Genomic DNA, 24,267 nt, shown 5'->3' on the forward strand with positions numbered 1-24,267 from the left:
CGTCAGTCCTGCAGCAAGGTGCCGGGGTTGAGGCGCCCGGCCGGGTCGAAGTGGTTGGCCAGCGCGCGCAGGGTCGCCATGCCCAGCTCGCCCTTCTCGGTCGCCAGGTAGGGCGCGTGGTCGCGGCCCACGCCGTGCTGGTGGCTGATGGTGCCGCCGTTGTCGACGATCACCCGGCTGGTGCTTTCCTTGAGCCGGCGCCAACGTTCGTGGGTGGCGGCGTAGCTGGCCGCCGGGCGGAACACGTAGGTGGTGTAGATGCTCGAACCTTCGCCGTAGACGTGGGACAGGTGGGTGAACACGTGCACCCGCTCGCCCTCCGCCGCCAGGCCGTCGCGCAGGCTCGCCTCGATGCGCGTGAGCAGGTTGTCGACGTTGCTCCAGTCAGTGGCGGTCTCCAGGGTGTCGACCACGTAGCCGGCCTGCCAGAGCGTCTCGCGCAGGTACGGCGAGCGGAAGCGGCTGGCTTCCCACTTGCGTCCCAGCAGGGTGCCGGTGAACACCCCGCCGAAGTCCTTGAGCAGGCGCCGCGCCAGTTTCAGCGAAGCGGCGTTCTGTGCGCGGTTGCCGGTGACGCCGAAGGTCAGCATGCACTTGCCCTCGCCCGCGCCACGCCACTTCAGGTAGCGCTCCAGCCAGGCGATCTGCCCGGGGTGGCCGGCCAGGGTCAGCTGGGTGCGGGTCTCGATGGCGTTCGACAAGCGCAGCATGGACAGCTGCACCCGCGCCTGGCCCAGGCGGCGGATGGCCGCCAGCCCCTGCTCCCAGGACGGCAGGAAAACCACGTAGAAGCGCTCCTGCTCGGCCAGCCGCGAGACGCGCACTTTCACCGAGGAGATGATCCCGAAGCGCCCTTCAGAACCCAGCACCAGCTCGCGCAGGTCGGGGCCGGCGGAGGACGCCGGGAAGGTCGGGATTTCCAGCGGCCCGGCGAAGGTCTCCAGGGTACCGCCGGCGAACAGCTGCTCGATGCGCCCGTAGCGCAGCGACTGCTGGCCGCTGGAACGGCTGGCGACCCAGCCGCCGAGGGTCGACAGCTCCCAGGATTGCGGGAAGTGGCCGAGGGTGTAGCCGCGTGCGCGCAGCTGGCTTTCCACCTGCGGGCCGTTGGCGCCGGGGCCGAAGGTGGCCAGCTGGCTTTCCTCGTCCAGCTCCAGCAGGCGGTTCATGTGTTCCAGGGAGACCGTCAGCACCGGCTTGTCGGCCGCCGGCGGGTTGATGTGCCCGGCCACCGAGGTGCCGCCGCCATAGGGGATCAGCAGGCAGTCGCGCTCCTGCGCGTAACGCAGCAGCTCGCGGATCTGCTCGGCGCTCTGCGGGTAGGCCACGCCGTCGGGGAAGCGCCCGAAGTCGCCCTCGCGCATCGCCAGCCAGTCCGCCAGGCTCTGGCCGCGCGCATGCAGCAGGCGGTCCAGCGGCTCGCGCACCACCAGCGGGTGCTCGTCCAGGCGCGACGCCGGCACCCGCGCCAGCACGCTGTCGAGACTGGCGTCGGGCAAGGCGCTGCCGGCACCGATCTCCCCGGCGAGAAACTCGCGGCCCGTCGCGGGCAACTCCATCGCCGTCGTTTCCTCACCCCAGCCATTCCAGCGTCGCATGCCTGCCGTGCTCCTGTTCCGGTCGCTCGCAATGGCTGCCTATACTAGTCCGCCGCCCGACCCTGTCACTGTCGGATCGGGACAGCGCCAGTCGCCAATAGAGCCACCAGAACAAGAGCGCCCCATGCACGCCCTCGGCTATACCTCCGTACCCGCCCTGCTCAAATACCTGCGCCAGGCCGAACACCTGGGCCTGGACGTCGACGCCGCCCTGCGCGCCGCCGAGCTGACCCGCGCGCAACTGGCCGACAACAGCCAGCGCCTGCCCAGCGAAGCCCATGAACGGCTGCTCGGGCACTTCTGCCAGCACGCCGACGACCCGCTGTTCGGCCTGCACGCCGCACGCTTCGTGCAGCCCGGCTCGTGGAGCGTGCTCGGCTACATCACCATGAACTGCGCCACCCTGGGCGACGCCATGAGCCGCATCATGCCCTACGAGAAACTCGTCGGGGACATGGGCACCAGCCGCGTCGAGCCCGGTGACGGCCACGTGCGCCTGGTCTGGAGCTGCCGTCACCAGGGCGCCGAAATCCGCCGCCACATGGTCGAGAACGTGCTCGCCTCCTGGCTGCTGTACGCGCGTTGGATCGCCGATTTCGAAGGCTCGCCGCAGGAAGTCTGGTTCGAGCATGCGCAGCCGGCCGGCACCGAGCTGGCCGAATACGAGCGGCTGTTCGGCTGCCCGGTGCGCTTCGAACAGCCCTGCAGCGCGCTGCTGGTGCCGCTGGCGCTGCTCGGTTTCCCGCTGCGCCAGGCCGACCCGAACCTGCTGCGCACCCTGGAAGAACACGCCCTGGCGCTGATGGCCGAACTGGACGATGACGAGCCGCTGCCGCTACGGGTGAAGAACGCCCTGCGCCTGCTGATGAAGGACGGCCTGCCGCGCAAGGAGCGCGTGGCCGAGCGCTTCGCGATGACCGTGCGCACCCTGCAGCGCCACCTGCAACAGTCCGGCACCAGCTACCAGCAGATCCTCGACGCGCTGCGCCAGGAACTGGCCGAGCACTACCTGCTGCACAGTGACCTGCAGATCCAGGACATCGCCCAGTACCTGGGCTTCACCGAGTCGCGCTCGTTCCACCGCAGCTTCAAGGGCTGGACCGGCGAGACGCCGGGGGAGTACCGCCAGCGCCATCGGCCGGCGGCGGGCTGAGCGAACGCTCCCGGAACGTAGGGCGAATAACGCCTAGGGCGTTATCCACCGCTTGGCCTGTGGCTTCGGTGTGTCGGCGGATAACCGCGAACGGTTATTCGCCCTACGTCACCGTCAGGCCTGGCGTAGGGCGAATAACGCCTAAAGCGTTATCCGCCGTCTGGTCTACAGCAGTACTTCGCTGAGCGGGATGAAGGTCACCGCTTCGCCCGCTTCCAGCGTCCGCCCCTCGCGCACCTCCACCAGGCCGTCGGCCCAGGCGGCGCTGCGCAGAACACCGGAGCTCTGGTTCGGGTAGAGCAGCGCCCGGCCGTTCTCCAGGCGCGCGCGCAGGTACTCGCGGCGGTTGCCGGCGTGCTTCCAGGCGAAGCCGGCGGGCACCTCGAAACGCAGCGGCGTCACCGCTTCCACACCCAGGCGGCGCAGCAGGTAAGGCCGCGCCAGCAGCGCGAAGGTCACCAGGGTGGAGGCCGGGTTGCCCGGCAGGCCGATCACCGGAACGCCCTGGTAATGGCCGACGGTGAGCGGCTTGCCCGGCTTGATCGCCAGCTTCCACAGGGCCAGCTCGCCGGCCTCGCGCAGGGCCGCGCCGAGGAAGTCCGCCTCGCCCACCGAGACGCCGCCGGTGGACAGGATCAGATCGACGCCCGCGAGCGCGGCCAGCGCCTGGCGGGTCTTCGCCAGGTCGTCGGGAAGGATGCCGGCGTCCACCACCTCGCAGCCGCTGCGCAACAGCCAGACCTTCAGCAGGGCGCGGTTGCTGTTGTAGATCTGCCCGGGCTGCAGCGCCGTGCCCGGCTCCACCAGTTCGTCGCCGGTGGACAGCAGCGCCACGCGCGGCTTGCGCCGCACCGTCAGCTCGGCCTGGCCGAGGGACGCGGCGAGCCCCAGCTCGATGGCGCCCAGGCGCGTGCCGGCCGGCAGCATCGTGTCGCCACGGCGGGTTTCCTGGCCCTGGGGGCGGATGTGCTGGCCGCCCTTGAGCGGCTCCAGGAAACGCACGCGGCCGTCGTCGAGGACCTCGACGTTCTCCTGCATCTCCACGCAATCCGCGCCCTGGGGCAGCGGCGCGCCGGTGAAGATGCGCGCGCAGGTGCCGGGTTGCAGCGCCTGCGGCGCGACCCCGGCGAAAATCTTCTGGCTCACCGCCAGCGGCTCGCCCTGCCAGTCGGCCAGGCGCAGCGCGTAGCCGTCCATGGCGCTGTTGTCCCAGGGCGGCAGGTCGAGGCCGGCCAGCAGCGGCTCAGCCAGCACCCGACCATCGGCTTCGGCCAGCGCCACGGTTTCGGTCGCGTCGATGGGCGCCTGGCGCGCCAGCTCCATCAACTGCGCCAGGGCGTCCTCCACCGGCAGCAGGCCGGGTTTGTCGCAGCAGCTCATCCGCGGCTCTCGCAGGGCGCCGCCTGCTTCAGGTGCGGGACGAAGTTGCAGGGGCGATGACGGGCGTCCAGCTGCTCGACGAGGATGCCGTCCCAGGCCGTACGGCAGGCGTTGGTGGAGCCCGGCAGGCAGCACACCAGCGTGCCGTTGGCCAGCCCGGCGAGGGCGCGCGATTGCACGGTGGAGGTGCCGATGTCGGCCACCGAGATCTGCCGGAACAGCTCGCCGAACCCGTCGACGACCTTGTCCAGCAGGCAGGTCACCGCTTCCGGGGTGCTGTCGCGGCCGGTGAAGCCGGTGCCGCCGGTGATCAGCACCACCTGTACGTCTTCCTCGGCGATCCAGGTGGCGACCTGGGCACGGATGCGATACAGGTCGTCCTTGAGCAACACGCGCGCGGCGAGGTTGTGCCCGGCGGCGCTCAGGCGGTCGACGAACAGCTGGCCGGAGGTGTCGGTTTCCAGGGTGCGGGTATCGCTGACGGTGAGGACGGCGATGTTCAGCGGCACGAATGCCGGCGTGGCCAGATGGCTCATGGACGGTGTCCTTGCTTGAGAGGCGGGGGATGCCGGTGTTATATCACAGGCCCAACCCGGAGACCCTGCCATGCCCGACGCCCTGCCCCCCTGCTCCGTGCTGCTGCTCGCCGGTGGTCGCGGCCAACGCCTGGGCGGTCGCGACAAGGGCCTGGTGGAATGGCACGGGCGGCCCCTGATCGAGTACCTGTACGAACGCGTGCGCCCGCTCAGCGACGACCTGATCCTCTCCTGCAACCGCAACGCCGAGCGCTACCGCGCCTACGCCGACCAGCTGGTGCACGACGACACCCCCGACTACCCCGGCCCCCTGGCCGGGATCCGCGCCGGCCTCGCCGCCGCCCGCCACCGCTGGCTGCTGGTGCTGCCGTGCGACGCCCCGCGCATCGACGACGCGCTGCTCGCCAGCCTGCGCCAGGCCGCCGCGCGGGAGCCGACGGTGCCGCACATGCTCCACGACGGCCGCCACTGGGAACCGCTGTTCTGCATCATCCCCCGCGACCTGGCGCCGCAGCTGGAAGCCGCCTGGGCACGCGGCGAGCGCAGCCCGCGCCAGGCCCTGCAACCCCTGGGCACGCGGCCGGTGCACTGCGCGGCGGACGATCCGCGCCTGGCCAACCTGAATACCCCGGACCTGCTGGAACGGCCGTCGTAGAGCGACTCCTCCGTTTTTTCGAGAAAATTCGTGGAACTTCGCTGGCAAGCTGCCGGTCCCTACTTGCGTATTCACTGGCTATATCACTTCGTACAGGAGATATACGAATGATCAATCGGGCGCTTCCGGCATTCCTGCTGGTCCTGGGCTTCGGCGTACTCGCTGGCTGCTCCAGCCCCAGCGTCATCACCTTGAACGACGGCCGCGAGATCCAGTCCGTCGATACCCCAAAGTACGACGACGACACCGGCTTCTATGAATTCGAACAACTGGACGGCAAACGTGTACGGGTGAACAAGGACCAGGTACGCACCGTCAAGGATCTCTGATCCTTCCTGCGCCCAGCGCCAGCGACGCCCCGCCGGACTCTGAGTCCCGCGGGGCGTCGTGGTTTTCCGGGCAGGGAAAAATATTTTCAAAAATTTTTCGCTAACCCCTTGTGCATCAAAAGTTTTTCGGTAGAATGCGCGCCATCAAACGGAGCGTAGCGCAGCTTGGTAGCGCGTCTCGTTCGGGACGAGAAGGTCGCTGGTTCGAATCCAGTCGCTCCGACCAAATCCCGAAAAACCCGCCTTAATCGGCGGGTTTTTTATTGCCCGCGATTTTTCCCGGGCGCGAAAAAAAGCCCGCCCCCTCGGCGGGCTTTTTCATGGACGGCGGATCAGGCCTGCCCGGAACGGCGCAGCGCCACCTGCGCCAGGGCCGACCAGTCGCATTCGCCATCGCCCTGGGCGACCGCTTCGAGCAGGTTGTCGCGCAGCACACTGGCGAACGGCAGCGGCACGTGACGGCTCTGCCCCGCCGCCAACGCCAGGTTCACGTCCTTGAGCCCGAGCACCAGGCGAAAGCCCGCCGGCTCGTAGCGCTGCTCGGCGATCAGCGCGCCGTAGTTGCGGTACACCGGCGCGTTGAACAAGGTGCTGCCCATGATCTCCAGTAGCTGCGCGGGCTCCACGCCGAAGCCCTTGGTCAGCGCCGAGGCCTCGCCCATGGCCTCGATGGCGCTGGCGATCATGAAGTTGCCGGCGATCTTCACCGCCGCCGCGCGCAGCGGGTCGTCGCCCAGCGGCCAGGTCTTCTGGCCCATGGCGTCGAGCAGCGGCTGCACTTCGGCGATGGCTTCGGCAGGGCCGGCGGCAAGGATGTTGAGCTTGCCCGCCTCGGCCACTTCGGTGCGGCCGAATACCGGCGCGGCGATATACGTCAGGTCGCGGGCGCGATGGCGTTCGACCAGTTCGCCGACCAGCGCCACCGACAGGGTCGCCATGCCCAGGTGGATCAGCCCCGGACGGGCCGCGTCCAGCGCGCCGCTGTCGAGGATCACCGCGCGGGTCGCGGCGTCGTCGGCGAGCATGGAGATCACCACGTCGGCGTCGAACGCCGCCAGCGGGTCGGCCGCCGCCGCGCCACCGATGGCCAGCAATGGCTCCAGCGCCGCCGGCGAGCGGTTCCACAGGTGCACCTGATGTCCGGCGCGAATCAGGTTGGCGGCCATGCCGGCCCCCATGCCACCGAGGCCGAGGAATCCGATTTTCATCTTGCAGTCTCCAACGCAAAGGGAAGGTCGACTACAAGCCTGCCACAGCGCAGCGCGCTTGGCGTGCGGGAACGGCTCAGGCGCGCAGGAAGGCGGCGACCTGCTCGGCATCGAACGGCCAGTTCAGCTCCGCGCCGCTGTCGCAGCGGCGCAGCACCGGGATACTGAGGCCGTAGCGCTCCACCCATTCCTCACGGTCGGCGATATCGAGCAGCTCGACCAGCAGGCCGTGCTCGACGAAAGGCATCAGCACCGCCTCCGCCACCTCGCACAGGTGGCAGCCGAGGGTGCCGAACAGCTGGCATTCAGGACTCATGCGCTCCTCCAGGATCACAGGCCGGCCCCGCGCAGCAGGGTGTCGGCGGCCTCGCGGGCCTCCAGCGCCTGGTCGGCGGGCCCGTGCATGTGGGCCATGACCAGAACGCCTTCCATCAAATATTGCAGCTGCCGGGCGAGCTTGCCCGCCTCCTTCGCCCCCAGGCGCTGCAGCTGGTCTTGCAGGAAGGCCTCGATGAAGCCCTTGTGCTGGGCGGCCTGGCGGTGGATCGGATGGTCGCGCTCGTGGAACTCGGCGGCGGCGTGGATGAACGCGCAGCCCTGGAAATCCTCCTCCTGCAGGTAGGCGTGCAGGCGGTCGAACAGCGCCAGCACCAGCTCCCGCGAGGCCGGCGGCAAGCCCTCGCCGAAGCGCCGCACGGTGCGCGCGTGACGCTCCTCCAGGGCGGCCATGATCAGTTCGTCCTTGGACTTGAAATGCTTGTACAGGGTCATCTTCGCCACGCCCGACTCGGCGAGGATGCGATCGATGCCGGTGGCGTGGTAGCCCTCGCGGTAGAACAGCTCGAGGGCGGTGTTGAGCAACTGCTCGCGCTTGCTGGAAGCCTGCTTGGTGGACGACATGGGCACCTCCTGGGCCGCCATTATGCGCGAGCCTCGGGGCGGCTTGAACCGCCCCGCCGGTCGCACGGACATGACTGGATGCATTTCATCTTGAAATAGACAGACTTGTCTGTCTATCATCCATCGTAGCAGTTCCCACCAACAACGCCCAAAAGGAACACCGCCATGCGCCTCCACGACGTCCCGCTCTCCGGCAATGCCTACAAGGTCCGCCTGTTCCTCGCCCTGATCGGCCGCCAGGCGCAGCTGACCCAGGTCGATCTGCGCAGCGGCGCGCACAAGCGCCCGGCGTTCCTCGCCATCAACCCGCGCGGCCAGGTGCCGGCACTGGAGGACGGCGAATACGGCCTGGGCGACTCCCAGGCGATCCTGGTCTACCTGGCGCGGCGCTACGCCGAGGAAGCCTGGTACCCGCTGGACGCCGAGACCCAGGGGCGCATCGCCCACTGGCTGAGCTTCGCCGCCAACGAGATCCAGCACGGCCCGGCCCAGGCGCGGGTGATCCAGCTGTTCAAGCGCCCCGGCGACCTGGCGAGCGCCCAGGCCAAGGGACGCCAGGCCCTGGAACTGCTCGACGGCGAACTCGCGCGGCACCCCTGGCTGGCGCGCACGGCGGCACCCAGCATCGCCGACGTGGCGATCTATCCCTACGTGGCGATGGCCGGTGAAGGCGGCCTGGAACCAGGCGCCTACCCTCACCTGAACGCCTGGATGGGGCGTGTACGCGCCCTGCCCGGCTATCTCCCGCTGCCGACCCTGTAAGAACGGACGACCGATCATGCGCCCGAGCACACTGCTGCTGTCCCTGCTGCTGGCCGTCGCCAGCCTGTCCGCCCATGCCGACGGGCTGCGTTTCGCCCTGGTCCGCACCTCCGGGCTGACCACCCTCGACGCCCTGACCCTGGCCGACGGCAGCTGGACCGAGAAGGTCCGCGTCAACCACACGGCGCTGCTGGTCCAGCACCACGCCGCCACCCTGCTGTTCGATACCGGCCTCGGGCGCCAGGCCAAGGCGCAGTTCCGCCAGGACATGCCCTGGTGGGACAAGCCGCTGTTCCGCTTCGGCGATGTGCTGCCGGTGGCCGACCAACTGGCCCCCAAGCACATCCACGTCGATCGCATCTACCTGTCCCACGCGCACTGGGACCACGCCTCGGGGCTGGTGGACTTCCCCGACGTGCCGGTCTGGGCGCCCTACGCGGAGATCGACTACGCGCACATCGGCACGCCACCGGCGGTGTTCCCCAGCGAGTTCAGCGCGCAGACGCCCTGGCGGCCCTACGTCTTCGAGGCCAAGCCGTTCCTGGCCTTCGACGAGAGCCTCGACCTGTTCGGCGACGGCAGCCTGGTGCTGGTGCCGATGCCCGGCCACACGCCGGGCTCGGTGGGGTTGTTCGTGACCCTGGACGATGGCCGCCGGTTCTTCTTCAGCGGCGACACCAGCTGGCGCCTGGAAGGCTTCAGCGGGCCCCGGCAGAAGTTCTGGCTAAGCAGCCATCTGGTCGATCGCGACCGCGAGCAGACCCTGGCGCAGCTGGCGCGAGTCCACGAGATGCTCCTGGCGCACCCGGAAATCACCGTGGTGCCGGCCCACGACGCGCGGGTGCAGGAACGCCTCGGCTACTTCCCGGATCACTGGGTGCAATAAAGGGGGAATGCATCCCGAGCCAAATCAGCGGGATATCTCCGGAAACAGCGACTAAGGTCTAAGAGTCGGAAAAAGCCTGCAATGATTTAGTAGTCAGGCTGTAACAGATCGACTTGCCGGCACGGACCCGGCATCACCGAACTGCCCAAAGCGCTCGAGGAGACAATAACAATGAGCAAGACCCCGATCGCCCGTGCCGTGGCCATGGCCACGCTGGGTTCCAGCTGCATCATCCCCGCCCTGGCGCATGCCGACTTCATCTCGGACAGCAAAGCCACGGTCGAACTGCGCAACTTCTACTTCAACCGCGACTTCCGCAGCTCCACCCCGGCCCAGCAAAACAAGGCCGAAGAGTGGGCGCAGGGCTTCATCCTGCGCTACGAGTCTGGCTACACCGAAGGCACCATCGGCGTCGGCGTCGACGCCATCGGCATGCTCGGCCTGAAGCTGGACTCCAGCCCGGATCGCGTCGGCACCGGCCTGTTGCCCAAGCCGCCAGCCGGCAAATCCGCGCCCGACGACTACAGCAAACTGGGCATGACCGCCAAGCTGCGCTACGAGAAGAACGTGGTGAAGGTCGGCACCCTGACCCCGAAACTGCCGGTCATCGTGCCCAACGACAGCCGCCTGCTGCCGCAGGTGTTCCTGGGTAGCGCGATCAACTCCACCCAGCTCGACGGCCTGACCTTCGACGCCGGCCGCCTGAACCAGACCAACCTGCGGGACAGCTCCGACTACCAGGAAATGGCCATCACCAGCGGAGGCAAGAAGAACATAACCTTCCGCAGCGGCACCACCACCAACGAGTTCAACTTCGCTGGCGGCACCTACAACTGGACCAAGAACTTCAGCACCGGCTACCACTACGGCCAGCTGGACGACTTCTACAAGCAGCACTACCTGACCCTGGGCTGGACCCTGCCGATCACCGACGGCCAGTCGCTGAAGTCCGACGTGCGCTGGGCCAAGTCAACCGACGACGGCACCAGCAACGTCGACAACAAGGCGCTCAACGCCATGTTCACCTACAACCTGGGCTTCCACGCGTTCGGCCTCGGCTACCAGAAGATGAGTGGCGACACCGGCTTCGCCTACATCAACGGCACCGACCCCTACCTGGTGAACTTCGTCCAGATCAACGACTTCGCCAACAAGGACGAGAAGTCCTGGCAGGCCCGCTACGACTACAACTTCGCCGGCATCGGCATCCCCGGCCTGACCTTCATGACCCGCTACGTCAAGGGCGACAACATCGACCTGCTGACCCCCGGCGCCGGCGACGGCAAGGAATGGGAACGCGATACCGACATCGCCTACGTGTTCCAGGAAGGCGCGCTCAAGGGCCTTGGGGTGAAATGGCGTAACGCGACCACCCGCAGCGACTTCAGCCAGAACACCGCCAACAGCAACTCGGCGGACGAGAACCGGCTGATCGTCAGCTACACCATGCCGCTCTGGTAACACCGGCGGAGGGTGCGCAGACGCCCTCCCCGACGCTGCACTCCTTTGGTAAGCCCCGCCTCGGCGGGGCTTTTTTATGCCGGGTCAGTCGTGGCTGAGGGCGCCGATCTTGTGGATCGACAGGTCGGCGCCGTAGTACTCCTGCTCCTGACTCAGGCGAATGCCCACCGCCGCCTTGATGCCGCCGTAGACCAGCAGGCCGCCGACGAAGGCGACGGCCACCCCGAGCGCGGTGCCCAGCGCCTGGCTGGCCAGGCTGACGCCGCCGATGCCGCCCAGCGCCTGCTGGCCGAAGATGCCGCAGGCGACGCCACCCCAGGCCCCGCAGAGGCCGTGCAGCGGCCACACGCCGAGGACGTCGTCGAGCTTCCAGCGGGTCTGCGCGGCGGTGAACACCCAGACGAACAGCGCGCCGGCCACCAGGCCCGTGGCCAGGGCGCCCACCGGGTGCATCAGGTCGGAGCCGGCGCACACCGCCACCAGCCCGGCCAGCGGGCCGTTGTGCAGGAAGCCGGGGTCGTTGCGCCCGACCAGCAACGAGGCCACGGTGCCGCCGACCATCGCCAGCAACGAGTTCACCGCCACCAGGCCGCTGGCGTGGTCGAGGGTCTGCGCGCTCATCACGTTGAAGCCGAACCAGCCGACCACCAGAATCCACGAGCCCAGGGCCAGGAAAGGAATGTTCGACGGCGCGAAGGCCACCAGGCGGCCGTCGCGGTAGCGTCCGTTGCGCGGACCAAGCAGCATCACCGCGGCCAGCGCCAGCCAGCCGCCGAAGGCGTGCACCACCACGGAGCCGGCGAAATCGTGGAAGGGCTGGCCGAACTCCAATTTCAGCCACGCCTGCAGGCCGAAGTTGCCGTTCCACACCATGCCTTCGAAGAACGGATAGACGAAGGCCACGATCAGCACCGTGGCGCACAGCTGCGGGGCGAACTTGGCGCGCTCGGCGATGCCGCCGGAAATGATCGCCGGAATGGCCGCGGCGAAAGTCAGCAGGAAGAAGAACTTGACCAGCGCATAGCCGTGGTCGGCGCTGAGCTCGCTGGCCGGCTTGAGGAAGTCCACGCCGTAGGCGATCCAGTAGCCGACGAAGAAGTAGGCCAGGCTGGAAACGGCGAAGTCCGAGAGAATCTTCGACAACGCGTTGACCTGGTTCTTCAGGCGCACGGTGCCGACTTCGAGGAAGGCGAAGCCGGCGTGCATGGCCAGGACCATGACCGCGCCGATCAGAATGAACAGAGTGTTCGAGCCGTGGATCAGGGTTTCCACGGCGCTGTTGAGGTTTTCCATAAGTCAGGCAGCCCCGGATCAGATCGAAAAAGCACCAAAAAGACTCATCCCCGCCACTCGCCGCACCAGCTTGAAGCGGATGCGCACCGAAACAGCCCGAAGGCTCGCCCCGAAACACGGCATCCTGGCGCCGAGCAGTGGATGTGTTTTCTGGTTTTTCTCTTGTCTTTCAGATAGTTGATGATTTTTACGGTGGTCGTGGGACGTCCCTGAATGCCCCCGCTTGGGGCGTTCGCACCGGCTTGCGCACCATGGAGTTGCAAGCGGCATACCAGACGCACGGCGGGCGAAGCGGCGCAGACTGGTCTTCACTGAACGAAGTCTGCGCCCTGCTCTGCGTCGCCGCTTAGCCGTCGATTTATGGGAAACTTCCCAGCGCCCGGGGGCTCAGAACCAGTGACCCCCCGCAAAACACAAGGAGCCTCCCATGCCCCGCAAGAGCACCGCGAACACCACCAAGGACGAGCTGCTGGCAGAGTTCCAGGCACTGGTGGCCGATACCGAGAAACTCCTGCAGACCTCCGCCGAACTCGCCGGCGAGGAAGCCGACGCCCTGCGCAGCCAGCTGCGCTCGGGGCTGAGTCGCGCGCGTGAACGCATCGACGAGGCCCAAGGCGCGTTCCGCGAACAGGGCCGCGCGGCCGTGGACGCCACCGAGGACTACGTCAGCGAACACCCCTGGCAGGCCGTCGGCATGGCTGCCGGCGTCGGCTTCCTGCTCGGCCTTCTGGTCGGACGGCGCTGATCGATGACTGACGGAAAGGACGCCGGAGCGCACCACCAGGGCCCCTCCGTGCGGCGCTTCGGCGCTGCGCTGCTGGGGCTGCTGCACGGGCACGTCGAACTCTTCGGCCTGGAACTGCAGGAACAGAAGAGCCGCACCCTGGCCCTGCTGCTGTTCGCCGGGCTGGCGTTGCTGTTCGCCCTGCTGCTGGTCCTCGGCCTGTCACTGCTGGTGCTGGTGCTGTTCTGGGATACTGACCGCCTGGCCGCCGTACTCGGCCTGTGCGCCTTCTACGCCCTGGGCGGCGGCCTGTGCGCCTGGCGCCTGTACCAGCTGGTGGACGACGACACCTCGCCGTTCAGCGCCACCCTGGAAGAACTGGCCCGCGACCGGGAAGAACTGCTGCCATGAGCGAACTGCCGAAACTCCCTGCCAACCCGTCCCGCCGCGAACTGCGCAAGGCCGTCCTGCGCCTGCGCCTGGAGGTCCGCCGCCAGCAACTGCGCCAGGAAAGCGAGCAGCTCCTGCAGCCGCTGCGCCAGGCCCGCGACCTGGGCCTGGGCTTCGGCCAGCAACTGCGTGGTGGCGCGTCGTTCTGGGCGGCCGGTGGCGCCGCCGCCGCGGCCGCGCTGCTGCTGGGGCGCAAGCGACGCCTGTCGCGCCTGCTGCGCTTGGCCGTGGTCCTCGCCCCGTTGCTGTTCAAGCTGCGCCAGCCCTCGCGCCCGACGCCGAAGAAGGACACCGAAGGCGACGGCTGAGCGCGCCTGGCTGCATTCTTGCTAGGAGGCTATCCCGGACCGGCGGCAACGCCCTCCCATCTCTCCCACTAAGGATGTGTCCCTTGATCGACGGGCAACCGATCGCCTGCTTCCAGCCCTTCATCGACACCGCCACCGGCCTGATCGCCGGCGTCGAGGCGCTCGGTCGCCTGCGCCAGCCCGACGGCCAGTTGCTGTCGGTCGGCCCGCTGTTCGTCGACCCCAAGGTGCCGCCGGCGATCCTGCGCCGACTCGACCGGCAGATCCGCGACGACGCCCTGGCGCGCCTGCCCGAAGCGCCACAGGACTGGTTCCTCAGCCTGAACATCTCGCCACGCTGGATCAGCCGGCTGCGCCCCAACCAGCCGCTGCCCAGCCTCAAGCAGTTGCAACAGCGCGGCGTCGACCCGCACCGGGTGGTGTTCGAGATCACCGAGCTGGGCGGCGGCCACCTGCGCCTGCCGGAGGTGGTGGCACGCTACCGCGAAGCAGGCGCGCGTATCGCCATCGACGACTTCGGCGCCGGTTACTCGCAACTCGACCGCGTGCTAGCCCTGCAACCGGACATCCTCAAGCTGGACATGCGCCTGTTCCAGCAGGCCGCTCGCGGCGGCCCCAGCGGAGAAGTGGTCAAGGCTCTGGCACAGATGGCCGAGAAGACCGGCTGCTGGATCATCGCCGAGGGCGTGGAAACCGAGGCCGAGCTGGACTTCGCCCTGGAATGCGGAGCGCGCTTCGTCCAGGGTTTCCTGTTCGCCCGCCCGGAGCTGAACTTCCCCGCCAGCGACGCCTACCTCGACGCCTTCGGCCAATGGCGCGACCGCTACGTGCAGCGCAAGCTGCAGGAACGCGCCCGCCTGGTCCACCTGCGCCAGCAACTCGCCGAGCTGATCGCCAGCCTGCGCCCCTGGGCCGAGGGCGGCACCCGCCTGGCCAGCCTGCCGACGCCGGAAGCCTTCCCGCGCCTGCTGCGCATCTACCAGTGCGATCGCCACGGCACGCAGATTTCGCCGAACCTGGAATGGAACGGTCTGTTCTGGAAGGAGGATCGCCGCTACGTCGGCCACAACTGGTCGTGGCGCCCGTACTTCTATCAGTTGCTCGCCGACGGCTGGGAAGAGCGCCGCCTGACCCTGTCCAACACCTACCGCGACGCCACATCCAACCAGTACTGCATGACCGCCGGCCAGTTCATCGACCAGGGGCGCCGGCTGCTGCTGGTCGACATCGACGCCGAAGGCCTCTAGCGCCCCATCAGGAATGGCCTCCAGCGCCCATTGAGATTGCCGCTGCCACGGGGTAGCGTGGGCGCTACCACGAGCAATCGGACGAGCGAATGGACTGGCATACCCTGCTCCCCCGCGAGCGCCTCGGCAAACCCGCGCACAGCAGCGAGGAACTTGGCCGCAGCGCGTTCCACAAGGACCACGATCGCGTCATCTTCTCCGGCGCCTTCCGCCGCCTGGGGCGCAAGACCCAGGTCCACCCGGTGTCCAGCAACGATCACATCCACACACGCCTGACCCACTCGCTGGAGGTCGGCTGCGTCGGCCGCTCGCTGGGCATGCGCGTAGGCGAGATGCTCCGTGACGAGTTGCCGGAATGGTGCGACCCGGCGGACCTCGGGGTGATCGTGCAGTCCGCCTGCCTGGCCCATGACATCGGCAACCCGCCCTTCGGCCATTCCGGCGAGGACGCCATTCGCCACTGGTTCCTGCAGGCCGCCTCGCGCGGCTGGCTCGACGACATGGACGACGATGAGCGCGCCGACTTCCTGCACTTCGAAGGCAATGCCCAGGGCTTCCGCGTGCTCACCCAGCTGGAATACCACCAGTTCGACGGCGGCATGCGCCTGACCTACGCCACCCTGGGCAGCTACCTGAAATACCCCTGGACCGCCCGCCACGCCGAGTCGCTGGGCTACAAGAAGCACAAATTCGGCTGCTACAAGAGCGAACTGCCGCTGCTCGAACAGATCACCGACAAGCTCGGCATGCCGCAGCTGGAGCGCGAGCGCTGGGCCCGCCACCCGCTGGTCTACCTGATGGAGGCGGCCGACGACATCTGCTATGGCCTGATCGACCTGGAGGACGGCCTGGAGATGGAACTGCTCGACTACCCCGAGGTGGAAGCCTTGCTGCTCGACCTGGTCGGCGACGACATCCCCGATACCTACCGCCAGCTCGGCCCCCGGGACTCGCGCCGGCGACGCCTGGCGATCCTGCGCGGCAAGGCCATCGAACACCTGGGCAACGCCGCCGCGCGGGCCTTCGTCGAGCAGAAGCGCGTGCTGCTGGAAGGCGGCCTGGCCGGCGACCTGGTGGAGCACATGAGCGGCCCGGCCAAGCGCTGCGTGCAACAGGCCAAGGCGCTGGCGCGCAACAAGATCTTCCAGGACAAGCGCAAGACACTGCACGAGATCGGCGCCTACACCACCCTGGAGATCCTCCTCAATTCCTTCTGCGGCGCCGCGCTGGAGCAGCACGGCGGACGCAGCCCGTCATTCAAGAACCAGCGCATCCTCGACCTGCTGGGGCACAACGCCCCGCATCCCGACTGGTCGTTACACAAGGCCTTCCTGCGCGTCATCGACTTCATCGCCGGCATGACCGACAGCTATGCCACGGAGATGGCTCGCGAAATGACTGGCCGCTCCAGCCCGGTGTGAGCCTCAGGCCGTCGCCGGGCTCTCTCCCGACGGCGACCCGCCCAGGGCATACCCTTCATCGAGCTGCAGCAGGTGCCCGCGCAAGCGTCCCTGCAAGGTATCCAGCGCCACCCAAAGGCTGTCCACGGCATCGCGGACGGCGCTGAAATCGGCGAGTTCGGCACAGACCTTCTCCAGCTCCGCGCAACGATCATGCAAGGCCCTGGCGCCCACCAGGCGCGCCGCTCCCTTGATCCGGTGCGCCAGCTCGGCCAGGCGCCGCCAGTCCTGGGCGTGCAGCAGCGGCTCGAGAAGGCCGGCATCAGCCTCGTTACTCGACATCAGCTCGACCAGGAGATTGCGCGTCAGCTCGGCGTTTCCCCCGGTCATTTCCATCAGCGCGCCCATGTCCAGGTCGCCGCTCTCACCCACCACCTCATCCAGCACGACCGAAGCACTGGCCATGCCCCGCTGTACCTGCTCGAGGTAGACCCGCAGATGCTCGATGCTGATCGGCTTGAACAGGCAGTCGTCCATCCCGGCGTCCTTGCAGCGGCCGACCTCGTCGGGTTGAGCGTTGGCGGTGAAACCGAGGATGGGCGAGCGCGCCGCGCCGCTTTCCCGCTCTATTTCGCGAATCCGCCGGGACAGGCTGTAACCACTGAGCACCGGCATGTTGCAATCGGTGATCACCAGGTCGAACTCGCCGGGCCGCCACAGTTGCAACGCCTCGCCGCCATCGGTGGCCATCACTACGCTGTGTCCGAGGTGCTGGAGCTGCTGCGCCAGCAACAGGCGGTTGGCCGGATGGTCGTCGACTATCAGCACGCGCATCGCCCGCTCCACCACGGGAAGTTGCAACGCCACGCTGTCTTCCAGCAGCAGCAAGGGCTCGAGCACCTGCAGCACCAGCCGTACGTGCACCTTGGTGCCGGCACCCTGGGCACTTTCCAGACGTACCGAGCCGCCCATCATCTCCGCCAGCTTGCGACAGATGGTCAGCCCCAGGCCGGTACCGCCCAGGTTCGCGCGGCCTTCGCGCTGGACCTGGCTGAAGGGTTCGAAGAGCAACCGCTGGTCTTCCTCGGCGATGCCGATGCCGCTGTCTTCCACGCATACTTCCAACGCCAGGCGCTCGCCTGGCAACGGGTCGCCGGAGACCCGCACCCAGACACTGCCCTTGTCGGTGAACTTGATGGCGTTGCTCACCAGGTTCGAGAGGATCTGCTTGAAACGCAGCGGGTCGATCAGGACGTCGCAGGCCGCTTCGGTCTCGATCTCCAGCTTGAGCAGCAAGCCTTTCTGCCGCGCCAGTCCGTCGAAGACCCGCGCCACCGATTCGATCAGCTCGCGCAGGCGCGCGCGCTCGGGCAGCAGGGTCAGGCGGCCGGACTCGATCTTGGCCACATCGAGGATGTCACCGATCAGCAGCAGCAGCGACTTGGCCGAGTCGTAGGCCACCTCGATCGGCCCGCGCTCGCCGCAGGAGCCGCACTGGGTACGGGTCAGGGCCAGTTCGAGCATGCCGATCACGGCATTCATCGGCGTGCGGATTTCATGGCTCATGGTCGCCAGGAAGGTGCTCTTGGCCCGGCTCGCGTCCTCGGCCTGCTCCTTGGCGACTTCCAGTTGCTGGTGCAGGCGCTCGCGCTCAGTGACGTCCACCCAGCCGCAGACCAGCCCCAGAACCTTGCCGGTGGTGCTCTTGTACGGAGTGAGCCAGTAGTACACCTGGCGCGGCTCGCCGTTGAGCTCCACCATGCGGTCGGCCGCCCGCGGCTGACCGTCGATCAGTGCTTGCTGGAATTCGGCGTGCAGCGCTTCGGCCTGCTCCGGCACCAACTTCAGGCAGTTCTCCAGCACCGACCCAACGGCCTCGACAGCGGAAATGCCAGTAGCCTCCAGGTAGGCACGGTTGCAGGTGATCAGGCGCCCGTCGGTGTCGCGCACCGACACCGGCTGGGGAATGGCGTCGATCAGCGCGCGCTTGAAAGCCAGGCGGTCCTGCAGCTCCAGTTCGTTCTTGTGCCGCGAGCGCACCTTGAACAGCAGGTACCAGTTCCACAGCAGGATCAGCCCGATGATCAGCAGGCCGCTCCAGAGCAGCCAGTAGAACTGCGAGCGGTAGCCTTCCCAGATGCTGTCGGGGGCGGCTCCGCTGGTGGACCAGCGACTGATGATATTGGCCATGTCCTCCGGCGAGATCGCCAGCAGGGCCTTGTTGAGGATGCTCAGCAGCTCCGGGTCGGCGCGCGAGACGGCCAGCGACATCTGCGCCGGGTCCATGTCCAGGGTCGCGGCGATGCGCAGGTCATGGTAGTAGCGGTTGACCAGGAAGGTCGCCGTCAGCATCGGCTGCAGAGCGGCGTCCACACGTCCTTCCTGCAGCAACGGCAGGGTCTCGCTGAAGCTGTCCACCTCCACCAGTTGCGCGTTGGGGAAGTTCTTGCGCATGTAGCCAACCAGCACGCTGCCCTGGGCCACGGCCACGCGCTTGCCCTCCAGGTCCGCGGCGCTGCGCAGCCAGGCGTTGGGCTTGCTCGTCAGCACCACGAACGAGGTGCTCAGGTAGGGCCGGGTGAAGTCCATCAGCGCTTCGCGCTCGACTGTCGGCGACATCGCAGCCAGGGCATCGACGCTGCCGCGCTGCATCTTCTTTATCAGATCGGTGAGCGAAGACGTCGGCACCACCTCGAACTGCAGGCCGGTGCGGGTATGGATGAGGTCCAGCAGGTCCGCGACTATGCCGCGGAAGTTGCGCTGTGAATCGAAGAACGTCAGCGGCGCCAGCGACTGGTCGATGGCCAGCCGTGGCCGCGGGTTGCGCTCCAGCCAACGCGCTTCCTGGGTCGTCAGGTTGAGGCGATGATTGGAGATGGAAAACACCCCGCCCACGCTCCAGCGCCTCTGGATCGCCAGGTGTTGCTGGGCGCCGACATTCTCCAGAACCTCGTTGATGCTGTACAGCAGCGGGCTGCCGTCGTTGCGCATGGCGAAGGCGAAGCCGGCGCTGTTGAAGTTGGCGAAATTGAGCAGCTTGAGGTTCACCAGGTAACCCTGGCTGATCAGGTACTGCGCGCTCAGGGCGTCGCCGACGTAGGCGTCGACCTGGCCCAGGGCTACGGACTCCAGGGCGCGGCGCACCGAGCCAAACGGCACGACCTGGGCGGCGGGATAATGGTGCCTGAGCTCCTGCCTGGAGAAATAGTCGTCGACCACCGCGATACGCTTGCCGGACAGTTGGTCGTCGCTCTCCAGGCGCAGGTCCTGGGCACCGACTATTACCGGCTGGTTGAACGAGTACGGCCGCGAGAGTTGCACCCCCGGCGTCTCGGTTTCGAAGTTGGTGGAGCGACTGAGCAGGTCGATCTCGCCGCTCTCCAGCGCCAGGATCGCCTCCTGGCGCGACGGGTAGCGGCGCATTTCGACCTTGACGTTGAGCGCGTCGCCGATCAGCCCCAGATAATCGGCGGTGACGCCCTCGAACTCCGAGCCACTGACGGTGATGTCGAGTGGCGGATAGTCCGGTGCGGTCACCCCCACAACCAGCTTGCGCTTGTCGCGCAACCACTGCCAATCGGACTCGGAGAGGTTCACCCGCAACTTCTCGGCCTGGGTCCGCGCCAGCAACTCCAACGGAGTCCAGTCGGCGGGCGCCTGGGCATGAGCCTGCGCGCCGAAACACGACGCTACAACCAAGATGATGGCCAGCAGGCCCCGGAAGCAAACACTCATCGCCAACCTCAGACGAGCGCGTTGCGCTTCGCGAACTCGATCAGGTCGACCAGCGAGTGAGCGTTGAGCTTCAGCAACAGGCGCGTCTTGTAGGTACTGACGGTCTTGTTGCTGATGAACATCTGTTCGGAAATGTCCTTGTTCGAGTATCCGTTGGCCAGATACTGCAGCACTGACATCTCGCGGTCTGACAGACGCTGGATCAGCTCATGGTCGTCCATGCTGCCGTTGTTCTTGCGCGCCGGGCGCACCGCGGTGCTGGGGAAATAGTTGTAGCCGGCGATCACCGCGTTCACCGCGCTGATCAGCTCGGCGAGGCCGCCCTGCTTGCAGACGAACCCCGAGGCGCCCGCCTGCATGCAGCGCATGGCGTAGAGCGAGGCACTCTGCCCGGTGAGCACGAGGATCTTCAGCGGCAGGTTGAAGGCGGTCAGGCGGCTGATGACCTCCAGCCCGTCCAGCTTGGGGATGCCGATGTCCAGCACCACCAGTTCCGGCAGCAGTTCCTTCACCAGGGACAACGCATCAACGCCGTTGTCGGTTTCCCCGATGATGGTGTGGCCTTCCTTTTCCAGGAGGACACGCATGGCCATCCGAATTACCGGATGGTCGTCGACAATAAGAACCTTGCTCAATTTGCAATCTCCGAAAGACTTCCCAAGAGTTCGGCGTAAGATATCGCTCAGGAAATCGGTGTCGAGATTGCCTACCCCCGCTTTTAATATCTTCAGTAAATTCCTACCAAATTAAAGATATATTCTTACAACAAACATAAACATCTGACTTCATTCGATTTTTCAATTACTTTCCGCCAGCATATTCCTACAAAAAAAATGGATTAGTTTTGATTCATTAAATGCCCGCTGCCGGCAAACTTCGACAGTTCTCGTCATTCGGTATATCCACCAATGAATACTTCGACACCACCGAGCCTATTGGTACTGGAGGATCACGCGTTCCTGCGGGAAGCGACCGTGCATGGCCTGCAGGTCCTCGGGTACGAGCGGGTGCTGGCCGCCGCCGACGGCGACAGCGCCATGGAGCAGCTCAGGCAACACGGCGGCGTCGAGATCGCCATTTGCGATGTACGCCTGCCCGGCATGGACCTGATCACTTTCCTGCGCCTGGCGGCCCATGAACAGCTGGTCCGGGCCATCGTGGTGGTGAGCGACATCCCGGCCGATCTGCGCCGCGCCATCGTCCACATCGCCACGCTGCATGGCCTGGCGGTTATCGGCGAACTCAGCAAGCCACTGCAGATCGGCTTCCTGCAGGCGCGCCTGAAGCAGTACTGCACGGAGCCGGGCGAGACCCCGAAGGAAAACCGCCCAACCCCCTCCGCGCTGGAAGTCTGGCGGGCGATGCGCAACCAGGAACTGAAGGCCTACTACCAGCCCAAGGTCAACCTGGACACCCTGGAAACCGTGGGCGCCGAGGTCCTGGTGCGCTGGGATCACCCGGTCCATGGTCTGCTACGGCCGGCCTATTTCCTCGCGGCGGTGCGCCAGATGAAACTGCTGCCGGAGCTGTTCGAGCAGGTACTCACCCAGGCGCTGGCGTTCGCCCGCGGCGAACGCCAGCAGGGGCGCTGTCCGGATCTGTCGATCAACATGGACCTGGAGGTACTGCAGCAGTCCAACCTGGCCGCCAGCCTGGAAGAGCGCCTGCGGCAGAGCGGCGTCGAGCCGTCCAGCCTGACCATCGAGATCATCGAGGGCGGCCTGGCGGCCACCCCGCTGGCCAGCCTGGAGAATCTCACGCGCCTGCGCCTGCTGGGTTGCAACATCTCGATCGACGACTTCGGCACCGGCTATTCGTCGCTGCAGCGGCTGTGCGACCTGCCGTGCAACGAGATCAAGCTGGACGCCTCGTTCATTCGCGACATGCAGGAAAACCCGCGGGCCTACGAGTCGATCGCCAGCACCATGGCGCTCGCGCGCCACCTGAAGCTGCGAGTGGTGGCCGAAGGCATAGAGTCGCCGCAGCAGTTGCAGCGCCTTCGTGAACTCGGCTGCCAGCTGGGCCAGGGTTTCCTCTTCGCCGAGCCGCTATCCGAGCACGAGTTCCGCAACTGGCCCGGCGCCCAGCATCTGCCCATGGCAGTGGCCGGCCATGCCCGGCTCGATCGGGAAACGGCCCCGCATCCGCCCTACTGACGGATAGGGACGCCGCTCGATCAGCCCGGCGCGTGGATGGGCTGATCGGGGTACCAGGCGTCCTGCAGCGCGCTGACCGTGCTGCCATCGAGCTCCGGCTGTTGCTTCAGCCAGCTCTCCACCGCCTGACGCTGCGCCTCTTCGACCGAGCCACGGCGCGCCAGGCAAACGAAGCCGAAATCGTCGCAACCGGTGTACGCCAGGCCATTGGCGTCCATGGCCTCGTCCACGAAGCGCGCCAGGAAGCCCTGCACCGCCTTGCCGTCCAACCCTTCGCGGTAGGTCAGGCTCAACTCGAAGCCCAGTTCCTGGAATTCATCGACGCAGAGTTTCTTGCGCAGGCGACGGGAACGATTGCTGGCCATTTGGCGACTCTCCTCGGTTGGCTATGACGGTCGGCGCGCCTGGGCGGATCGCCGCTGCGCCGGACGGCACTCTAGCAGCTTAGTGCCTGCGCTCCCACGCGCACCCACCACGAAAGCCCAGCGCATCCGCGAACGGCTTACGGCATAATGCGCCGGCGCATTCCGTAGACGCTGGCGGAATCGTCTATTGTCTGTGTTTCGTTTTTGTCACCCTTTCATGTCAATGCCCTGAATCGGGATTTCACCTTTGCATATGTTCAAGTCTCTGCGTGTTCTCGCCTTCGCCACCCTGCTGCCCTTCGCCCTGCCCACCCTGGCCGCTCCAACCAAGTCCAGCCTGCCCGAACGCGTGGAAAAGGCGCTCAAGGCCAGCAAGCTGAACGACGACGCCCTGTCGCTGGTGATGATTCCCCTCGACGGGCCGGGCCAGGCGACCTATTTCAACGCCGACGTCTCGGTGAACCCGGCTTCGACCATGAAGCTGTTCACCACCTACGCGGCGCTCGAACTGCTGGGCCCCACCTACCAGTGGAAAACCGAGTTCTACACCGACGGCAAGCTGCAGGACGGCGTGCTCAACGGCAACCTCTACCTCAAGGGCGGCGGTGATCCCAAGCTGAACCTGGAGAAGCTCTGGCTGATGATGCGCGACCTGCGCGCCAACGGCGTGCTCAAGGTCAACGGCGACCTGGTGCTCGACCGCAGCTACTTCAACCAGCCGCAACTGCCGGTGTTCAACGACGACGGCGGCGACGACAACAAGCCCTTCCTGGTCGGCCCGGATGCGGCGATGGTCAACCTGAAGAGCGTGCGCCTGGTCGTGCGCGCCGAAGGCAACCAGGCTTCGGTGATGATGGACCCGCCGCTGGCCAACGTGCGCCTGGAGAACCAGGTCAAGGTCACCGGACCGGCGACCTGCCCGGCCTGGCCGAAGCTGCGTTTCGTGCCGGAAACCCGCGCCGACGGCACCGCGCTGGTGGCCGCCGGCGAGATTCCGCGCGGCTGCAGCGCGCAGACCTACATGTCGCTGCTCGACCACCCCGCCTACACCGCCGGCGCCATCCGCGGCATCTGGCAGGAACTGGGTGGCAGCATCAGCGGCCGTGATCGCGAAGGCGCGGTGCCGAAGAGCGCCACCCTGCTGGCCCGCGCGCTGTCGCCGGACACCGTGGACATCATCCGCGACATCAACAAGTTCAGTAACAACACCATGGCCCGCCAGGTGTTCCTCAGCATCGGCGCGCAGAACCGCACCAGCGCCGACGGCGACGACAGCAAGGCGGCGCAGCGGGTGATCCGCCAGTGGCTGGCGCGCAAGGGCATCACCGCCTCGCACCTGGTGATGGAGAACGGTTCCGGGTTGTCGCGCGACGAGCGGGTCAGCGCCCGCGAGATGGCGGCCATGCTGCAAGCGGCCTGGCACAGCCCCTATGCGTCGGAGTACATCTCCTCGCTGCCGATCGTGGGGGTCGACGGCACCATGCGCAAACGCCTGCGCCACACCCCGATGACCGGCGAGGCCCACGTCAAGACCGGCACCCTCAACACCGTTCGCGCACTGGCCGGCTTCAGCCGCGACGCGCGCGGCAACAACTGGGTGGTGGTGGCGATCCTCAACAGCAACCGGCCGTGGGGCGCCTCGTCCATCCTCGACCAGGTGCTGCTCGACCTCTACGCCTCCACTCGCGGCCAGTAATCCCGGCCGCGAGCCCTCCAGAACC

23 protein-coding genes and 1 tRNA gene are annotated in these 24,267 nt (G+C 67.0%); 14 read left to right on the forward strand and 10 right to left on the reverse strand.

Going from position 1 to position 24,267, the window contains the following annotated elements:
• Positions 1-2 precede the first annotated feature (2 nt).
• Entirely contained in the window at positions 3-1,598 is a 1,596-nt protein-coding gene (locus P3W75_RS00225) for an FAD-binding oxidoreductase (RefSeq protein WP_276225357.1), read from the reverse strand.
• Between the two features lie 124 nt (positions 1,599-1,722).
• Here P3W75_RS00225 and gliR point away from each other — a divergent pair, with 124 nt between their 5' ends.
• Positions 1,723-2,751: an AraC family transcriptional regulator GliR gene (gene gliR / locus P3W75_RS00230; RefSeq protein ID WP_276225358.1), complete on the forward strand. Its 1,029-nt coding sequence runs from the start codon at positions 1,723-1,725 to the stop codon at positions 2,749-2,751.
• A 165-nt stretch (positions 2,752-2,916) separates the two neighbouring features.
• On the opposite strand, the gene P3W75_RS00235 is transcribed toward gliR, so the two are convergent.
• Complete coding sequence (locus tag P3W75_RS00235) at positions 2,917-4,131, reverse strand: molybdopterin molybdotransferase MoeA (protein WP_276225359.1); 1,215 nt, start codon at positions 4,129-4,131, stop codon at positions 2,917-2,919.
• Positions 4,128-4,667 carry a molybdenum cofactor biosynthesis protein B gene (gene moaB / locus P3W75_RS00240; protein ID WP_276225360.1) on the reverse strand — a complete coding sequence of 180 codons (540 nt, stop codon included), beginning with the start codon at positions 4,665-4,667 and terminating at the stop codon, positions 4,128-4,130. Before moaB ends, P3W75_RS00235 begins: the two co-directional genes overlap by 4 nt.
• A gap of 70 nt (positions 4,668-4,737) precedes the next feature.
• Here moaB and mobA point away from each other — a divergent pair, with 70 nt between their 5' ends.
• The 3 genes from mobA to P3W75_RS00255 all read left to right on the forward strand — a co-directional run bounded on the left by mobA (position 4,738) and on the right by P3W75_RS00255 (position 5,877).
• Positions 4,738-5,322: a molybdenum cofactor guanylyltransferase MobA gene (mobA, locus tag P3W75_RS00245; RefSeq protein ID WP_276225361.1), complete on the forward strand. Its 585-nt coding sequence runs from the start codon at positions 4,738-4,740 to the stop codon at positions 5,320-5,322.
• Positions 5,323-5,429: 107 nt separating this feature from the next.
• Positions 5,430-5,651 carry a YgdI/YgdR family lipoprotein gene (locus P3W75_RS00250; protein WP_276225362.1) on the forward strand — a complete coding sequence of 74 codons (222 nt, stop codon included), beginning with the start codon at positions 5,430-5,432 and terminating at the stop codon, positions 5,649-5,651.
• A 149-nt stretch (positions 5,652-5,800) separates the two neighbouring features.
• Positions 5,801-5,877, forward strand: a tRNA-Pro gene (locus tag P3W75_RS00255).
• A 106-nt stretch (positions 5,878-5,983) separates the two neighbouring features.
• Here P3W75_RS00255 and P3W75_RS00260 read toward each other — a convergent pair.
• The 3 genes from P3W75_RS00260 to P3W75_RS00270 form a co-directional block, all read right to left on the reverse strand.
• Positions 5,984-6,859, reverse strand: coding sequence for an NAD(P)-dependent oxidoreductase (locus P3W75_RS00260; RefSeq protein WP_276225363.1), 876 nt, complete (start codon positions 6,857-6,859; stop codon positions 5,984-5,986).
• A gap of 76 nt (positions 6,860-6,935) precedes the next feature.
• Positions 6,936-7,175, reverse strand: coding sequence for a glutaredoxin family protein (locus P3W75_RS00265; RefSeq protein ID WP_276225364.1), 240 nt, complete (start codon positions 7,173-7,175; stop codon positions 6,936-6,938).
• A 14-nt stretch (positions 7,176-7,189) separates the two neighbouring features.
• Positions 7,190-7,759, reverse strand: coding sequence for a TetR/AcrR family transcriptional regulator (locus P3W75_RS00270; RefSeq protein ID WP_276225365.1), 570 nt, complete (start codon positions 7,757-7,759; stop codon positions 7,190-7,192).
• Positions 7,760-7,924: 165 nt separating this feature from the next.
• Between P3W75_RS00270 and P3W75_RS00275 the strand changes: the two genes are divergently transcribed.
• From P3W75_RS00275 to P3W75_RS00285, 3 genes are all read left to right on the forward strand, one after another.
• Entirely contained in the window at positions 7,925-8,521 is a 597-nt protein-coding gene (locus P3W75_RS00275; RefSeq protein WP_276225366.1) for a glutathione S-transferase family protein, read from the forward strand.
• Positions 8,522-8,537: 16 nt separating this feature from the next.
• Positions 8,538-9,407 carry an MBL fold metallo-hydrolase gene (locus P3W75_RS00280; protein WP_276225367.1) on the forward strand — a complete coding sequence of 290 codons (870 nt, stop codon included), beginning with the start codon at positions 8,538-8,540 and terminating at the stop codon, positions 9,405-9,407.
• A gap of 171 nt (positions 9,408-9,578) precedes the next feature.
• Positions 9,579-10,868 (forward strand): OprD family porin, encoded by a 1,290-nt coding sequence (locus tag P3W75_RS00285; protein WP_276225368.1) that lies wholly within the window; start codon positions 9,579-9,581, stop codon positions 10,866-10,868.
• Between the two features lie 84 nt (positions 10,869-10,952).
• On the opposite strand, the gene P3W75_RS00290 is transcribed toward P3W75_RS00285, so the two are convergent.
• Entirely contained in the window at positions 10,953-12,161 is a 1,209-nt protein-coding gene (locus P3W75_RS00290; RefSeq protein WP_276225369.1) for an ammonium transporter, read from the reverse strand.
• Positions 12,162-12,588: 427 nt separating this feature from the next.
• Here P3W75_RS00290 and P3W75_RS00295 point away from each other — a divergent pair, with 427 nt between their 5' ends.
• The 5 genes from P3W75_RS00295 to P3W75_RS00315 all read left to right on the forward strand — a co-directional run bounded on the left by P3W75_RS00295 (position 12,589) and on the right by P3W75_RS00315 (position 16,311).
• Complete coding sequence (locus P3W75_RS00295) at positions 12,589-12,906, forward strand: DUF883 family protein (RefSeq protein WP_276225370.1); 318 nt, start codon at positions 12,589-12,591, stop codon at positions 12,904-12,906.
• 3 nt (positions 12,907-12,909) lie between these two features.
• Positions 12,910-13,296, forward strand: a complete 387-nt coding sequence (locus tag P3W75_RS00300) for a phage holin family protein (protein WP_276225371.1) — start codon at positions 12,910-12,912, stop codon at positions 13,294-13,296.
• Complete coding sequence (locus tag P3W75_RS00305) at positions 13,293-13,643, forward strand: hypothetical protein (RefSeq protein WP_276225372.1); 351 nt, start codon at positions 13,293-13,295, stop codon at positions 13,641-13,643. The genes P3W75_RS00300 and P3W75_RS00305 overlap by 4 nt, the downstream gene beginning before the upstream one ends.
• Before the next feature lie 83 nt (positions 13,644-13,726).
• Positions 13,727-14,890: an EAL domain-containing protein gene (locus P3W75_RS00310; protein ID WP_276225373.1), complete on the forward strand. Its 1,164-nt coding sequence runs from the start codon at positions 13,727-13,729 to the stop codon at positions 14,888-14,890.
• A gap of 89 nt (positions 14,891-14,979) precedes the next feature.
• The gene (locus tag P3W75_RS00315; RefSeq protein WP_276225374.1) at positions 14,980-16,311 is read left to right on the forward strand and encodes a deoxyguanosinetriphosphate triphosphohydrolase; all 1,332 of its coding nucleotides are present in this window, start codon (positions 14,980-14,982) and stop codon (positions 16,309-16,311) included.
• Positions 16,312-16,314: 3 nt separating this feature from the next.
• Here P3W75_RS00315 and P3W75_RS00320 read toward each other — a convergent pair whose 3' ends face one another.
• Complete coding sequence (locus tag P3W75_RS00320) at positions 16,315-20,025, reverse strand: transporter substrate-binding domain-containing protein (RefSeq protein WP_276225375.1); 3,711 nt, start codon at positions 20,023-20,025, stop codon at positions 16,315-16,317.
• A gap of 8 nt (positions 20,026-20,033) precedes the next feature.
• Complete coding sequence (locus P3W75_RS00325; protein ID WP_276225376.1) at positions 20,034-20,660, reverse strand: response regulator transcription factor; 627 nt, start codon at positions 20,658-20,660, stop codon at positions 20,034-20,036.
• Between the two features lie 273 nt (positions 20,661-20,933).
• Between P3W75_RS00325 and P3W75_RS00330 the strand changes: the two genes are divergently transcribed.
• Positions 20,934-22,181, forward strand: a complete 1,248-nt coding sequence (locus tag P3W75_RS00330) for an EAL domain-containing response regulator (RefSeq protein WP_276225377.1) — start codon at positions 20,934-20,936, stop codon at positions 22,179-22,181.
• 20 nt (positions 22,182-22,201) lie between these two features.
• On the opposite strand, the gene P3W75_RS00335 is transcribed toward P3W75_RS00330, so the two are convergent.
• Complete coding sequence (locus P3W75_RS00335; RefSeq protein WP_276225378.1) at positions 22,202-22,546, reverse strand: YggL family protein; 345 nt, start codon at positions 22,544-22,546, stop codon at positions 22,202-22,204.
• Positions 22,547-22,799: 253 nt separating this feature from the next.
• Between P3W75_RS00335 and dacB the strand changes: the two genes are divergently transcribed.
• Positions 22,800-24,242: a D-alanyl-D-alanine carboxypeptidase/D-alanyl-D-alanine endopeptidase gene (gene dacB / locus P3W75_RS00340; RefSeq protein WP_276225379.1), complete on the forward strand. Its 1,443-nt coding sequence runs from the start codon at positions 22,800-22,802 to the stop codon at positions 24,240-24,242.
• Positions 24,243-24,267 lie beyond the last annotated feature (25 nt).

This window comes from Pseudomonas citronellolis (assembly GCF_029335315.1).
GTDB classification, from domain to species: Bacteria; Pseudomonadota; Gammaproteobacteria; order Pseudomonadales; family Pseudomonadaceae; genus Pseudomonas; species Pseudomonas citronellolis_A.